This is a genomic window from Leucobacter massiliensis, assembly GCF_002982315.1.
GTDB classification, from domain to species: Bacteria; Actinomycetota; Actinomycetes; order Actinomycetales; family Microbacteriaceae; genus Leucobacter; species Leucobacter massiliensis.
In genome coordinates this window covers 65,073-78,313 of sequence record NZ_MWZD01000018.1, presented here as the reverse complement: position 1 = coordinate 78,313, position 13,241 = coordinate 65,073, and the positions used below count along the sequence as shown (strand labels likewise).

The 13,241-nt window shown below is 75.3% G+C and carries 15 protein-coding genes; 4 read left to right on the top strand and 11 right to left on the bottom strand.

Annotated elements, in window-relative coordinates; all coding sequences use genetic code 11:
- Positions 1–13 precede the first annotated feature (13 nt).
- Genes B4915_RS11175 through B4915_RS11160 form a run of 4 tightly spaced genes read right to left on the bottom strand, consistent with a single transcriptional unit; the run spans position 14 to position 1,488 of the window.
- Positions 14–325, bottom strand: coding sequence for a twin-arginine translocase TatA/TatE family subunit (locus B4915_RS11175; protein ID WP_105805901.1), 312 nt, complete (start codon positions 323–325; stop codon positions 14–16).
- Positions 326–358: 33 nt separating this feature from the next.
- Positions 359–628 (bottom strand): twin-arginine translocase TatA/TatE family subunit, encoded by a 270-nt coding sequence (gene tatA, locus B4915_RS11170; RefSeq protein WP_105805966.1) that lies wholly within the window; start codon positions 626–628, stop codon positions 359–361.
- A 33-nt stretch (positions 629–661) separates the two neighbouring features.
- On the bottom strand, positions 662–1,078 hold the full coding sequence (locus B4915_RS11165; RefSeq protein ID WP_105805900.1) for a hypothetical protein: 417 nt from the start codon (positions 1,076–1,078) through the stop codon (positions 662–664).
- A 44-nt stretch (positions 1,079–1,122) separates the two neighbouring features.
- The gene (locus B4915_RS11160; protein ID WP_105805899.1) at positions 1,123–1,488 is read right to left on the bottom strand and encodes a sterol carrier family protein; all 366 of its coding nucleotides are present in this window, start codon (positions 1,486–1,488) and stop codon (positions 1,123–1,125) included.
- A 161-nt stretch (positions 1,489–1,649) separates the two neighbouring features.
- Between B4915_RS11160 and purD the strand changes: the two genes are divergently transcribed.
- Positions 1,650–2,912, top strand: coding sequence for a phosphoribosylamine--glycine ligase (gene purD, locus B4915_RS11155; RefSeq protein WP_105805898.1), 1,263 nt, complete (start codon positions 1,650–1,652; stop codon positions 2,910–2,912).
- A gap of 103 nt (positions 2,913–3,015) precedes the next feature.
- On the opposite strand, the gene B4915_RS11150 is transcribed toward purD, so the two are convergent.
- Positions 3,016–4,020, bottom strand: a complete 1,005-nt coding sequence (locus tag B4915_RS11150; RefSeq protein ID WP_105805897.1) for an SRPBCC family protein — start codon at positions 4,018–4,020, stop codon at positions 3,016–3,018.
- Between the two features lie 208 nt (positions 4,021–4,228).
- Between B4915_RS11150 and B4915_RS11145 the strand changes: the two genes are divergently transcribed.
- From B4915_RS11145 to purQ, 3 genes are all read left to right on the top strand, one after another.
- Positions 4,229–5,140: a phosphoribosylaminoimidazolesuccinocarboxamide synthase gene (locus B4915_RS11145; protein WP_105805896.1), complete on the top strand. Its 912-nt coding sequence runs from the start codon at positions 4,229–4,231 to the stop codon at positions 5,138–5,140.
- 71 nt (positions 5,141–5,211) lie between these two features.
- The gene (gene purS, locus B4915_RS11140; protein WP_105805895.1) at positions 5,212–5,469 is read left to right on the top strand and encodes a phosphoribosylformylglycinamidine synthase subunit PurS; all 258 of its coding nucleotides are present in this window, start codon (positions 5,212–5,214) and stop codon (positions 5,467–5,469) included.
- Positions 5,469–6,173: a phosphoribosylformylglycinamidine synthase subunit PurQ gene (gene purQ, locus B4915_RS11135; protein ID WP_105805894.1), complete on the top strand. Its 705-nt coding sequence runs from the start codon at positions 5,469–5,471 to the stop codon at positions 6,171–6,173. The genes purS and purQ overlap by 1 nt, the downstream gene beginning before the upstream one ends.
- Positions 6,174–6,237: 64 nt before the next feature.
- On the opposite strand, the gene B4915_RS11130 is transcribed toward purQ, so the two are convergent.
- From B4915_RS11130 to hemE, 6 genes are all read right to left on the bottom strand, one after another.
- Positions 6,238–7,563: a glutamate-1-semialdehyde 2,1-aminomutase gene (locus B4915_RS11130; protein ID WP_105805965.1), complete on the bottom strand. Its 1,326-nt coding sequence runs from the start codon at positions 7,561–7,563 to the stop codon at positions 6,238–6,240.
- Positions 7,560–8,549 (bottom strand): porphobilinogen synthase, encoded by a 990-nt coding sequence (gene hemB / locus B4915_RS11125; RefSeq protein ID WP_105805893.1) that lies wholly within the window; start codon positions 8,547–8,549, stop codon positions 7,560–7,562. The genes B4915_RS11130 and hemB overlap by 4 nt, the downstream gene beginning before the upstream one ends.
- Positions 8,546–9,379 carry a uroporphyrinogen-III synthase gene (locus B4915_RS11120; protein WP_105805892.1) on the bottom strand — a complete coding sequence of 278 codons (834 nt, stop codon included), beginning with the start codon at positions 9,377–9,379 and terminating at the stop codon, positions 8,546–8,548. The genes hemB and B4915_RS11120 overlap by 4 nt, the downstream gene beginning before the upstream one ends.
- Positions 9,376–10,362: a hydroxymethylbilane synthase gene (gene hemC / locus B4915_RS11115; RefSeq protein ID WP_105805964.1), complete on the bottom strand. Its 987-nt coding sequence runs from the start codon at positions 10,360–10,362 to the stop codon at positions 9,376–9,378. Before hemC ends, B4915_RS11120 begins: the two co-directional genes overlap by 4 nt.
- Positions 10,363–10,424: 62 nt before the next feature.
- Positions 10,425–11,942 carry a protoporphyrinogen/coproporphyrinogen oxidase gene (locus B4915_RS11110; protein ID WP_105805891.1) on the bottom strand — a complete coding sequence of 506 codons (1,518 nt, stop codon included), beginning with the start codon at positions 11,940–11,942 and terminating at the stop codon, positions 10,425–10,427.
- Positions 11,932–13,050, bottom strand: coding sequence for a uroporphyrinogen decarboxylase (hemE, locus tag B4915_RS11105; RefSeq protein ID WP_105805890.1), 1,119 nt, complete (start codon positions 13,048–13,050; stop codon positions 11,932–11,934). Before hemE ends, B4915_RS11110 begins: the two co-directional genes overlap by 11 nt.
- Positions 13,051–13,241 lie beyond the last annotated feature (191 nt).

Below are 13,241 nucleotides of genomic sequence, written 5' to 3'. Positions count from 1 at the left end.
GCTCCGGAGCTCGTCAGCCCTGCGGCTTCTCGGGCGTCTCCCCCGAGGCCTCGGATCCGCCGCGGGAAGCTGCCGGAGGTTCGGCCGGAGCGGCCGGCCGCGCGCTGTCCGCGGGCGGTGCAGCCGGCGCGGATCCCGTCCCCGCCGGTCCGGCCTCCGGCTTGGCGGTCTCCGAGGAGTCCGCGTCGCTGCGGACCTCCTTCTTCAGGATCCGCATCGACTGTCCGAGGCTCTTCGCCAGGCCCGGAAGCTTCGGAGCGCCGAACAGCAGCAGGACGATGAACAGGATGACCAGCAGCGTAGGGCCGGACAGGTTACCGATCATGGGGTGTGGACTCCGATCGTGGGCGTCCGCCCATTATGGCACGTCGGCCCGCGGCGCAGCCGGGGCGGTCCCCGGGCTCGCGGGCGCCGAGGGGACGTCGCCGCTGGTCTGCGCGGGCCTCGTCTCCTCGGCTTCGGGAGCGGCCGCAGGCCGATCGTCAGCGTCGCTGCGGACCTCCTTCTTCAGGATCCGCATCGACTGGCCCAGGCTCTTCGCCAGACCCGGAAGCTTCGGGGCGCCGAACAGCAGGAGGATGACGAAGAGGATGGCGATCAGGTGCCATCCGCTGAGGTTTCCGAGCATGAGCACGACTCCGATCAATAGGGAATGACGCGATTATCGCACGTCAGACTGGATCGCCACACCGCTTCCCCGACGGCGGCGCACGATCGTTCCGAGCAGGAGCGCGCAGACCGCACCCAGGCCCAGTCCGACCGCGGCGCCGAAGACCGCGACGAGGCCCACGGCCTGTCCCAGCGTGTACTCGGCGCCCTCCTCCACGGGGAAGAACAGCGCCGCGATCGCCGCGACCACGGCGCCGAGCACCGCACCCCCGACGATCACGCGGCCATAGCGCACCGAGCGCTGCAGCGTGACCTCGCGCTGCGCGCTCTCGACCACCGGCGGGTGTTCGCCCGGCTCACGGGGATCCCGGTCCAGGGGCTGCGCAGCGCCCGCGGAGAACTCCGCCTCGCCAGCTCCCTGCGGCGCCGCACCCGCTCCGCTGGTCTCCCGCCCGTCTTCCTGAGTCATACCTCTATTGTCGCAGGCCGAGCCTGTGCGATCGGACGGCGCCCTCAGGCCGGCGGGCGCATGAGAGGGAGCAGTCCCCGCAGCTCGGCGCGGGATCCCGAGGCGACGATCTTCGACGCGGCGATCGCCTCGTCCCAGTCGAGGCCGCCGGTGGCGAGCGCCACCCAGGTGAGGGGGTCGGTCTCCACGACGTTGGGCGGCGTGCCGCGTGTGTGCCGCGGCCCCGCGACGCACTGCGTGGCCCCGAAGGGCGGCACCCGCACCTCCACGGAGTTGCCGGGTGCGATCGCCGCGAGCTCCTCCAAGAGGTAGCGCACCGCCGTGCCCAGCACCGGACGCGACCCGTCCCCGGCGAGGGCCGCCGCAAGGGCCGCCCGCCCCTCGCTCTCGGCAACCCTCCGCTTCGCCATGACCCACACCCTACCCGCGCGCCGGTCCCCGGCCGCCGCGCCGCGCGGATCCGCCACCGCTGCGGGGTCCTTCGACCGCCGGGCCGCCGCGCCTCGCCGCGCCTCGCCACGCCAGCCGCTCCGGCGGCCGGGCCCCGCGGCGGCGCCACTATCCTGGAGCGGTGAAGATTCTCGTCCTGGGGCCGGGTGCCCGCGAACACGCCATCGTCCTCGCGCTGCAAGCCGAGAACGCCGACCACGAGATCGTCTGCGCCCCCGGCAACGCGGGTATCGCCGCGAGCGGGGTCGAGACCCCCGCTCTCGCGTACACCGATCCCGCCGCGGTCGAGGCCTTCGTGCGCGAGCGCGGCTTCGACCTCGTGGTGGTCGGCCCCGAGGCCCCGCTGGTCGCCGGCGTCGCGGATCCGCTGCGCGCGGCCGGGGTGCCGGTGTTCGGGCCGGACCGGGCCGCCGCGCAGCTGGAGGGGTCCAAGGCTTTCGCGAAGCGCGTGATGGACGAGGCGGGCGTGCCCACGGGACGCGCGGTGCGCGTCGCCTCCGCGGAGGACGCGGGCTCCGTGCTCGACGAATTCGGTGCGCCCTACGTGGTGAAGGCCGACGGGCTGGCCGCCGGTAAGGGCGTGCTCGTGACCGAGGACCGGGACGCCGCGCTCGACCACGTCGCCACCTGGGCACCCCACGGCGAGGTGCTGATCGAGGAGTTCCTCGACGGCCAGGAGGTGTCGCTGTTCTTCTTCGCCGATGGACACGACGTGCTTCCGCTCAGCCCGGCCCAGGACTACAAGCGCATCTTCGACGGCGACGAGGGGCCGAACACGGGCGGCATGGGCGCCTACTCGCCGTTGCCCTGGCTGCCGGGAGGCGTCGACGCCTTCGTCGAGGAGGTCACCCGCACGGTCGCCCTCCCGACCGTGCGCAGGCTCGAAGCCGAGGGCACCCCGTTCGTCGGGCTGCTCTACTGCGGCCTCATCGTGACGGCGAGGGGCGTGCGCGTCATCGAGTTCAACGCCCGCTTCGGCGACCCCGAGACGCAGGTGGTGCTCGCCCGTCTTGCGTCTCCGCTGAGCCGCTACCTGCTCGCGGCAGCGAACGGGGGCCTCGCGCAGCTGCCGGCACCCGAGTTCTCGGAGGAGCCCGCGGTGATCGTCGTGCTGGCCAGCGAGGGCTACCCCGGCGAGGTCAGCACGGGCCGCGAGCTCAGCGGGCTCGACAGCGCCGCGGAGGTGCCCGGCGTGCACCTCGTGCACGCGGCGACGTCCCGGAACGCGGAGGGGGGATGGGTCGCGAGCGGCGGGCGGGTGCTCGGCGCGGTGGCGCGCGGCGCCGACTTCGCGCAGGCTCGGGAGCGCGCCTACGCGGCGCTCGACCGCATCGGGCTGGAGGGCGGTCAGCGCCGCTCCGACATCGCGGCCCGCGTGGCCTGAGGGGACGATCCCCCTCCGACGGGGCGAGGACCGCAGCGGGTGGGATCAGGCCCGGCGCGCCTCGCCTCCCGGGCGCGCTCCCGGGCGCGCGGCGACGCTCAGCTCACTGTCCGCGGATGAGCGTGTCGAAGTCGGGTTCCTGGGGCTCTTCGTCTGCCGGCCGGCCGCCGTCCGTGCTCGTCCCGGGCGGGAGGCGCTCGACCTCGATCGTGTCGTTCTCGCCGTGCACGAGCGCACCGTCTGCCCCCTGACCGGGCGCCTCGCCCCGGTCGGCCGCTTCGGCCCCGGGCACAGTCACCGGCCCCGTCGGCAGCTCGAGATGGTCGCCCACCTGCGGCTCCGCCTCCACCTCGACGAATTCGGCGAGCTCCGCGCCGGCGGGCTCATCGATCTCGCCCTCGACCGGCTCGGGTGCGAGCTCGAGCTCGGCCGGCGCCTGCGCGGGCGCGGAGGGCGGTCCGGGGAGCACGAGCGGCACGATCCCCGCATCCGGGTCGTCCTCGGCGGCCGGGCCGGGCGGCTGATCGTCGTGACCGTCGGCAGCATCCACCTCGTCCTGGCCGGGCGCCGCCTCCGGCACGGCCTCGGCCTCCGCCTCGGCCGCCGTCTCCGCCCCGTGATGCGACGCTTCCGGCTCAGCGGCCGGCGGCTCGGCGCCCTCCGCGGCCGCGGCGAGCTGTTGCAGGAGTTCCTGCCACTCCCGCTGCGCGGCGGCGGCGCTCTCGGCGGGCCGTTCGAGCGCGTCGAAGCCGGTCTCCGTCACGGTGACCCCGGTGTGCGGGCCCTGGGTGCGGAGCGTGAGGAGCACGGCGGTGCCGCGCTCCTCGCCCTCCGCGCGCCAGGTGTAGCCGAGGGCGTGACCCTCCACCCAGACATCGACGGACCCCGCGAACTCGCGCGCCGACGACGTCTCCGCAGCCGAGGCGCCGTCGTCCGCTGCCACTCCGAGGTTCAAGCGCTCCGCGAAGACGGCGCCCCCCACCGCCGTCTCCCATCGGGTCCCGGGCCACCACTCGGCCCGGAGCCCGGGCTCGGAGAGGTAGGCCCAGACCGCGGTGCGCGGTGCGCGCACACGGGTGCGCGCTACAACCGGTCCCAGGGGGATCATGGTGCTCCTCCGTGTCACTCCGTGCGGCACACGGCCGCTTCGCGCGTCCGGCCGCCTTCGGTCACCGCCGCTTCGATGCTGCCGCGACGCGGCGAGGCCGCGGCGGGTGCCGCGCCCACATCTCAGAGGGTATCCCCCGCCTCCGACATATCGCCCACGACTCGGTGAGAAATCGCCAAATTCCCTCCCAGGGTGGTGAAAGAATGGAATGGTGACCCGACTCCCCACGCCCCCGCAGCTCGACGGATGGAATCACCTCTACTCCGGCAAGGTGCGCGACCTCTATGTTCCCGCCGACGGGTCCGACGCACACCTGCTCGTGGTCGCGAGCAACCGGGTGAGCGCATTCGACCACGTCCTCGAACCGCCCATCCCCGGCAAGGGCGCACTGCTCACGGAACTGTCGAACTGGTGGTTCGCGCGCATCGACGTGCCCAACCACCTGGCGGGCGCGGACTCGGGAGCACCGCCGGTGCCCGCCGAGGTGGCGGATCGCGCCACCGTCACGCGACGGCTGGAGATGTTCCCCGTCGAGTGCGTGGTGCGCGGCGCGCTCACGGGTTCCGGTTTCGCCGAGTACCGGCGCACGGGGGCGGTCTGCGGCATCGAGCTGCCCGCGGGCCTGGAGGACGGCGATCTGCTCGACGCCCCCATCTACACCCCCGCCTACAAGGCGCCGCTCGGCGAGCATGACGAGAACATCACCTTCGAGCGCAGCGTCGAACTCGTCGGCGAGGAGGTCGCGACGGCGCTGCGCGACACCTCGCTGCGCATCTTCGCCGCTGCCCGCGAGCTCGCGGCTCAGCGCGGGGTAGTCCTGGCGGACACCAAGTTCGAGTTCGGGCGGGATCCGCGCGCTGCCGCCCCGGGCCCGGCCGGGCTGGTGCTCGCCGACGAGGTGCTGACCAGCGATTCCTCCCGCTACTGGGATGCCGCCGCGTACGCGGACACGGCGCTGCCCCGCGCGGAACGACTGGCTTCCTTCGACAAGCAGATCGTGCGCGACTGGCTCTCGGCACACTGGGATCGGAGCGGCGAACCGCCCGCGCTGCCCGCGGAGATCGTCTCGCAGACGCGCGCACGCTACGCCGAGCTGCTGGAGCGGCTGACCGCCGCCTGAGCCCGCCCGTGCCTCGCGAGACGGTGTGCGAGAATGAAGGCAGCTTTCACCACGAGAAACGGAGATCCCGGGTGCCCACGATTGTCGTCGATGTCATGCCCAAGGCCGAACTGCTGGACCCGCAGGGCAAGGCCACGACCGGCGCACTCGCCCGCCTCGGCCACGGCAAGTTCGAGAACGTGCGCATCGGCAAGCGCTTCGAGTTCGGCTACGACGGCGAGGTGACCGAGGCGGTGCTCGCCGAGGTGCGGCAGATGGCCGACGAGATCCTGTCGAACGCGGTGATCGAGGACGTCGTGTCGATCACCGTCGACGGCGAGGCGCGCTGATGCCCGCTCGCATCGGCGTCGTCACCTTTCCCGGCTCCCTCGACGACCGCGACGCGCAGCGCGCCATCCGCATCGCCGGCGGCGAGCCGGTGGCGCTGTGGCACGGCGACCACGATCTGCAGGGCGTCGACGCGATCGTGCTGCCCGGCGGCTTCAGCTACGGGGACTACCTGCGTCCGGGCGCGATCTCCGCGATCGCGCCGATCATGGCGGAGGTCATCGCGGCCGCGAACTCGGGGATGCCGGTGCTCGGCATCTGCAACGGCTTCCAGGTGCTCGTCGAGGCCCACCTGCTGCCGGGCGGCCTGATCCGCAACGCGCATCAGCAGTTCATCTGCCGCGATCAGCGGATCGTGGTCGAGAACGCCGACACGGCGTGGACGCACGAGTACGCGCCGGGCGAGGAGATCGTGATCCCGCTCAAGAACGCCGACGGCGGCTACATCGCGAACGACGAGACGCTGAAGCGGCTCGAGGGCGAGGGCCTCGTCGCCTTCCGCTACGCGGGCGTCAACCCGAACGGCTCGCTGAACGACATCGCCGGGCTCACCAACGAGCGCGGCAATGTGGTCGGCCTGATGCCGCACCCCGAGCACGCTGTCGAGCCGGGCTTCGGTCCAGACATGCCCGAGGCCATGCGCTCCGGCGTCGACGGGCTGCGGATCTTCAGCTCCGCCCTCGCGGTCATCACCGCCCGCGTGTAGCGTCCCGGCACGCCCCGCACCCTCCCCGCGGCGCCCGCCCGCGCAGCTCGGGGGCTACCGCGCCTCAGAGGCGGGCGGCGGCGCCGGCGGCGGCCGGGAGGGCCGCCGCGATGCGTTCGAGGGCGGCGTCGTCGTGCGCGGCGGTGACGAACCACGCCTCGAAGGCGCTCGGCGGCAGGTTGATCCCGCCCTCCAGCATTGCGTGGAAGAAGGCGCGGTGCTGATCCGTCCGCTGCATCTGCACCGTCGCGTAGTCGAGCGGCGCCTCCTCGAAGGCGCCGAAGAGCACGCTGAAGAGCGTGCCCGCCCGCTGCACCCGGTGCGGCACCCCGGCCGCCTCGAGCGCCGCGGTCACCTCGGCGGCCACGGCGTCGGCCGCGCGCCCGAGCGCCCGGTAGGCCGCCACGTCAGCGTGCCGCAGCGTCGTGAGCCCCGCGGCGACCGCGAGCGGATTGCCCGAGAGCGTGCCCGCCTGGTACACCGGGCCGAGCGGCGCCAGCAGCTCCATCAGCTCGGCCCGGCCGCCGAGCGCGGCGAGCGGCAGGCCGCCGCCCACCACCTTGCCGAAGGTGAAGAGGTCGGGGCGCTCGCCCGAGGGCACCCGCGCCTGCTCGATGCCCCAGTATCCCGAGGGGCCGGCGCGGAAGCCGGTGAGCACCTCGTCGAGGATCACGAGCGCTCCGTGGCGGTGCGCCGTGTCGAGCAGGAACTCGGTGAAGCCCGTGGCGGGCGGCAGCACGCCCATGTTCGCGGCCGCGGCCTCGGCGATCACGGCCGCGATGCGCTCGCCGTGCTCAGCGAAGGCGGCGGCGAGCGCGGCACGGTCGTTGTAGGGCAGCACGAGGGTCTGCGCCGCCGTCTCCGCGGTGACGCCCGCCGAGCCCGGCATGGCGAGGGTCGCAAGGCCGGAGCCGGCCTCGGCGAGCAGGCCGTCGGAGTGGCCGTGGTAGTGCCCGGCGAACTTCACGATGAGCGGGCGGCCGGTCGCGCCGCGGGCGAGGCGGATCGCGGTCATGGTCGCCTCGGTGCCGGTCGAGACGAGGCGCAGCCGCTCGACCTCGGGCACGCGGCGGATGATCTCCTCGGCCAGCTCGGCCTCCTCGGGCACCGAGGCTCCGAAGCCGAGGCCGCGCGCCGCTGCCTCCTGCACGGCCTCCACCACGGCCGGGTGGGCGTGGCCCAGCAGGGCCGGGCCCCAGGAGGCGACGAGGTCGACGTAGTCGTTGCCGTCGGCGTCGGTGACGGTCGCGCCGCGCCCCGAGACGAAGAAGCGCGGGGTGCCGCCGACGGAGCCGTAGGCGCGCACCGGGGAGCTGACCCCGCCGGGGATCACGCGCGCGGCGCGGGCCTGCAGCTCGGCGCTGCGCGCGAGCCGCTCCGCGCCGCTCATCGCAGCCACCCCGCGAGCTCGATGGCGAAGTAGCTCAGCACGGCACCGGCTCCCGCCCGCCGGATGCCCAGCACCGACTCCTCGATCGCGGCGCGCCGGTCGATCCAGCCGCGCTCGGCCGCGGCCTCGATCATCGCGGCCTCGCCGGACACCTGATACGCCCAGACGGGCACCTCGCTCTCCGCTGCCACGTCGGCGAGCACGTCGAGGAAGGTGCCCGCGGGCTTCACCATGACGATGTCCGCACCTTCGTGGATGTCGAGGCGCGCCTCGCGCCGCCCCTCGCGGCGGTTCGCGGGATCCTGCTGGTAACCGCGGCGGTCTCCCGCCACCGCGGGGTCCGAGCCGAGCTGCGAGTCGACGGCCTCGCGGAAGGGTCCGTAGAGCGCGGAGGCGTACTTCGCGGCGTAGGCGAGGATCGCGGTGCCCTGGTGCCCCGAGGCGTCGAGCGCCTCGCGGACGGCGGCCACCTGGCCGTCCATCATGCCGGAGAGGCCCAGCAGCGCCGAGCCCGCCTCGGCCTGCGCGACGGCCATCGCGCAGTAGCGCTCCAGCGTCGCGTCGTTGTCGACGGCGCCCGCGGCGTCGAGCACCCCGCAGTGCCCGTGGTCGGTGAACTCGTCCAGGCACAGGTCGGTCTGCACGACGAGCGCGTCCCCGGCCTCGGCGGCGACGGCGCGCGCGGCGCGGTTGAGGATGCCGTCGGGGTCGTCGGCGCCGCTGCCGCGGGCGTCGCGCAGCTCCGGCACGCCGAAGAGCATGATCCCGCCCAGCCCGGCCTCAGCCGCCTCGGCGGCCGTGCGGCGGACCGAGTCGAGGGTGTGCTGCATGACGCCCGGCATCGCCTGGATGGGGCGCGGCTCCTCGATGCCCTCGCGCACGAAGACGGGCAGGATCAGCTCGGCCGGGTGCAGCCGGGTCTCGGCGACGAGACGGCGCATCGCGGGTGTGGCCCGCAGGCGGCGGGGGCGGACGGTGGGGATCATGCGGGGGTTCCTTCCGTGGTGGGACGGGATGCGATCAGAGCTTCCAGCGCGTCGAGCAGGCCCTCGACCGTGTGGGTCTCGGCCACGGCGTCGGCGCGCAGACCGCACTCGGCGAGGGCGCGCGCGGTGGGCGGGCCGATCGCGACGACTGCGGTTCCGCGCGGGACGGGGGCGAAGCGGCGGGCCACCTCGCGAGCGCCGGACCCGCTGCTGACGAGGATCGCGTCGATGCCGCCGGCCGCCACCTCCGCCTCGACGGCCTGCGCCGCCGCGTCGCGGGGGGCGGGCACCGTGCGGTAGGCCGTCACCCGCTCTGGCCGGTGCCCGGCGGCGGTGAGCGCGGAGGCGAGCTCGTCGCCCGCGATCTCCGAGAGCGGCAGCAGCAGCGATGCGGCGGGGCCGCCGGCGAGCTCCGTGCGCAGGGCCGCGGCGAGGCCGGTCGCCGAGTAATCGCGCTCGGGCACGAGGTCGACGCGCAGGCCGGCTGCCGCGAGCGCCTCCGCGGTGGCGGGGCCGACGGCGGCGACGCGGGCCCCGGCGGCCGCGGGGGCCGGGCGGATGCCCGCGTCGGCGACGGCGCGCGCTCCCTCAGCGCTGGTCACGACGAGCCAGTTGGTCTCGCCGCGATTCCAGCGCGCGATCGCCTGGCGCAGGGGCGCGGGATCGGACGGCGGGGCGGTCTCGGTGAGCGGGGCGATCACGGGCTCGCCCCCGCGGCTGCGGACCTGGGCGGCGAAGCGCTCGCCCCGGGCCTCACCGCGCGGCACGAGAATACGCAGGCCGGCGAGCACGGGGGCGGGGGATCCTGCGCCGCCGAGGGCACCGCTCACGGCCGCGCCCCCAGTGGCGCGATCCGCGCCGCGCCCATCTGCAGCAGCTGATCGGCGACCCGCGCGCCCAGGAGCTCGGGCACTCCGGCGCTCTCGGCATCGGTGGCGGACCAGGGCAGCGCGTCCGTGAAGACCAGCTGCTCCCGCCCATCCGCGCCGTGCACCTCCGCGCGCAGCAGCAGCCGCTCGCCGTCGATGCGGGCGGTCGCCCCGATCGGTGCGGCGCAGCCGGCCTCCAAGGTCGCGAGCAGCGCGCGCTCGGCGAGGGCCGTGGCCCGGGAGGGTGCGTGGTCGAGTGCGTCGAGCGCGGTCCGGTAGGGCTCGCACCCGGCGTCGGCGCTGCGCACCTCGATGGCGAGCGCCCCCTGCCCGGGCGCGGGAGGCACCTCGTCGAGCGGGAAGCGCTCGGAGATCGCGGCGCCGCGGCCGAGCCGGTCGAGGCCGGCGCAGGCGAGCACGACCGCGTCGAGATCGGCGCCGACACGGCCGAGCCGGGTATCGACGTTGCCCCGCAGGTCGAGCACCTCCACGTCGGGGCGCCGCAGCCGGATCTGCGCGGCGCGCCGTGGCGAGCCGGTGCCCACCCGCGCCCCGGCGGGGAGCATCGCGAGCGTCAGCCCGTCCCGCCCGCAGAGCGCGTCGCGCGCATCGGCGCGCGGGGGCACGGCCCCCAGCGCGATCCCGTCGCACGGCCCCGTCGGCAGGTCCTTGAGCGAGTGCACGGCCAGATCGCAGCGCCCCGCGAGCAGGGCCTCGCGCAGCGCGCTCACGAAGACGCCGGTGCCGCCGAGCTGCGACAGCGACTCGCGCGAGACGTCGCCGCGGGTGGTGACGATTACCAGCACCGCCTCCAGCCCGGTGGCGGCGACGATCGACTCGGCCACCGTGGTGGTCTGCGCCACGGCGAGGGCGCTGCCGCGCGTGCCGATGCGGATCAGCCCGGGCGCGGGGGCCACCGGCGTGCCGTCCCGGTGGACACGGATCGCTGGACGCGGCCCGGAAGCCGCGGAGTGGTGCTGCCCTGCCGGGCCGGCCGATGCCGTGCTCAACGCTCCGGCGCTCCTTCCCGCCGCGTCTGGCGCGGCGTCTCTCGGGCGGCTCCTCGGGCCGCCTCCCCTGTGTGCTGCCCGGTGCGGTGAGGCGTGCCGCCGAGCCGGTCGATGATGTGCGCCGCGGCCTCGCGCGCGCCAGGGATGACGGAGGCGAGCCCGGTGCCGCTCACCCAGTCTCCCGCAAGCGCCACATCGGGTGGCGCCGGCAGGGGTACGCCGCGCCCCGAGGCGCCGGGCGCCCGGCCGACCAGCCACTCGCGGCGTCGCATGGCTCGCACGGATTCGGGGCGCAGTTCGATGCCGAGGATGCGGGAGGCATCGCGGACGGCGAGGCGCAGCACCTCCTCGTCACTCAGCCCCGCCGTCTCGGGCTCGCGGCCCAGGCGCCCGTAGGAGAGCCGCAGCACATGGTCCGTGGCGCCGTCCCCGCCCGCGGCGCGATGCGGCCACTTCGCGGTGACGTGCGTGAGGGCCTTCGCCGCGATGCCGGGGGCCGCGTCGGAGGCGACGAGGGCTCCGGTGCCGCGCGGCGCGGCGTCGAGGCGGGAGTCCGCGACGCGGAGGGCGACCACCTCGACCCGACCCTCGGGAAGCGCCGGCTCCGCGCCGAGCAGACGCCGGGCGACGGTCTCGGGCACCGCGAGAATGACGGCGCGGGCTTCCGCAATGCGCCGTCCGGCGCCGTCGCTCAGCGCCCAGGCGTCGGGTGCCGTGCGCTCCATGCCCGCGACGGCCACCCCGGTGCGGATCTCCACGCCGAGTCCGCGCAGCTCGGCTTCGAGTGCGGCGACCAGGGTGGCCATGCCGCCCCGCAGGCCCGCGACGGCGCCGCCCGCTGCGCTGCGCCCGTCGCGCAGCTCGCGCGCGGCCGCGACGAGCGATCCGTGCCGAGCGAAGGCCTCGGACAGGCCGGGGACGGCGTCGATCGGCATCTCGGCGGGCTCGCGCGAGTGGACCCCCAGCACCACGGGCCGGACGAGGCGTTCCAGGACCCGGCTGCCCAGCCGCGCCGACACCGCCGCGCCGAGGCTGCCGCCGCGGCCCACCGAGCGCGGCAGGGCCGGCTCCACGGCGGCGCGCAGCGCCCCGAGCACGCCGAGTGCGCGCACGGACGGGCGTCCGAGCGGCTCGGTCGGGATCCCCACCGTGCCGGCGGCGGGCAGCCGCACGGCGCCGGAGCTCGAGACGAGCCAGGAGCCGAGAGGGGCCGGGCTCACGATCTCCCCCGCGAGGCCCAGCTCGGCGAGGTACGCGGCGACGACGCCCCCGCGGGTGGCGAAGGCCTCGGCCCCGATGTCGATCTCGGGGCCGGCGTCCGGCGGGGCGGGGTCGCCGAGGCGCTCTCCGCGGAGGCGGCCGCCGGGACGGTCACCCGCGTCGAAGAGCCGCACTTCGACCCCCGCGAGCGCAAGCTCGCGCGCCGCGACGAGACCGGACACGCCGCCGCCCACCACGGCCACCGCGACGGGCGGCGGTGGCGGTGCGGAAGCGGAAGGGTCGTCAGCGGTCATGCGCGAGTTCGACGATCCGGGTGAGCACGGCCGGGTCGGCCTCGGGCGGCACTCCGTGCCCGAGGTTGAGCACGTGCGCCGGGGCGCGCCGCCCCCGCCGGATCACCTCGTCGAGGTGCGCCTCGAGCCGTTCGGCCGGAGCGCCCAGGTAGGCGGGGTCGACATTGCCCTGCAGCGGCAGCAGATCGCCGAGCCGCTCGCTGGCGGCGTCGAGCGGGGTGCGCCAGTCCACGCCCAGCGCGCTCACCCCCACCTCCGCGAGCTCTTCGAGCAGGTGGCCCGAGCCGACCGCGAAGTGGATGATCGGGACGCTCTCGCGGCCCGCCGCGTAGCCCTCGCGCAGCGGATCGCGGTAGGAGATCCCGCGCACCGCGTCGAGGGTCCGGCGCGAGGCGGGGGCGACGTGACGGCGGTAGTCGACGGCGCTGAGCGATCCCGCCCACGAGTCGAAGAGCTGCACCGCGCTCGCGCCCGCCTCGACCTGCGCTTCGAGGAAGGTCCCGCTGAGCTCGGCCGCCCAGTCGAGCAGCTCGCGCCACACCTCGGGCTCGGCGTGCATGAGCGTCCGCGCACGGAGATGGTCGCGCGAGGGCCCGCCCTCCACGAGGTAGGCGGCGAGCGTGAAGGGGGCTCCTGCGAAACCGATGAGCGGGGTCTCCCCCAGCTCGGCGACCGTGAGGCGCACCGCCTCGCGCACGGGCTCCAGCGCCTCGCGGAGGCGCTGCGGCGTGAACTCCGCACGGCACCGCGCCACATCGTCCGCGCTGCGCACCGGGTGCTCGAAGACGGGGCCGCGGCCGGCGACCAGATCGACCTCCACGCCAGCCAGCCGCAACGGCACCACGATGTCGCTGAAGAACACCGCCGCGTCGACGCCGTGGCGGCGCACCGGTTGCAGCGTGATCTCGCTCGCGACCTCGGGGTTCACGCAGGCGTCGAGCATACGATGGTGCGCGCGCAGGCTGCGGTACTCGGGCAGCGAGCGGCCGGCCTGCCGCATGAACCAGACCGGCAGGCGCTCGGGGCGGTCCCCGCGCAGGGCCCGGATCAGGGGCGCGCCGCTCGTGCGGCCGTCGACGAGAGGATGGGTGCCAGGAAGGGAGTTCATCGCAGCAGATGCTAGCTTATAGATCTGATGTGAAACATCTGATCTGCTCAGCTTCGCGTGCGAGCATGCCTCCCGGAGCGCCCGCGCACCTGTCGCACGGCTCGCACCGCACGCCCCCGGGCCGTGACCGGCCCGGATCTCAACCGAACACCCCGATCCCCGTGCGGATGCCGCGCCCGGCCGAACCCGGC

Coding starts and splice junctions, on each gene's coding strand:
- B4915_RS11175 (WP_105805901.1), bottom strand. CDS start 325: ATGATCGGTAACCTGTCCGGCCCTACGCTGCTGGTCATCCTGTTCATC.
- tatA (WP_105805966.1), bottom strand. CDS start 628: ATGCTCGGAAACCTCAGCGGATGGCACCTGATCGCCATCCTCTTCGTC.
- B4915_RS11165 (WP_105805900.1), bottom strand. CDS start 1,078: ATGACTCAGGAAGACGGGCGGGAGACCAGCGGAGCGGGTGCGGCGCCG.
- B4915_RS11160 (WP_105805899.1), bottom strand. CDS start 1,488: ATGGCGAAGCGGAGGGTTGCCGAGAGCGAGGGGCGGGCGGCCCTTGCG.
- B4915_RS11150 (WP_105805897.1), bottom strand. CDS start 4,020: ATGATCCCCCTGGGACCGGTTGTAGCGCGCACCCGTGTGCGCGCACCG.
- B4915_RS11145 (WP_105805896.1), top strand. CDS start 4,229: ATGGTGACCCGACTCCCCACGCCCCCGCAGCTCGACGGATGGAATCAC.
- purQ (WP_105805894.1), top strand. CDS start 5,469: ATGCCCGCTCGCATCGGCGTCGTCACCTTTCCCGGCTCCCTCGACGAC.
- B4915_RS11130 (WP_105805965.1), bottom strand. CDS start 7,563: ATGAGCGGCGCGGAGCGGCTCGCGCGCAGCGCCGAGCTGCAGGCCCGC.
- hemB (WP_105805893.1), bottom strand. CDS start 8,549: ATGATCCCCACCGTCCGCCCCCGCCGCCTGCGGGCCACACCCGCGATG.
- B4915_RS11110 (WP_105805891.1), bottom strand. CDS start 11,942: ATGACCGCTGACGACCCTTCCGCTTCCGCACCGCCACCGCCGCCCGTC.
- hemE (WP_105805890.1), bottom strand. CDS start 13,050: ATGAACTCCCTTCCTGGCACCCATCCTCTCGTCGACGGCCGCACGAGC.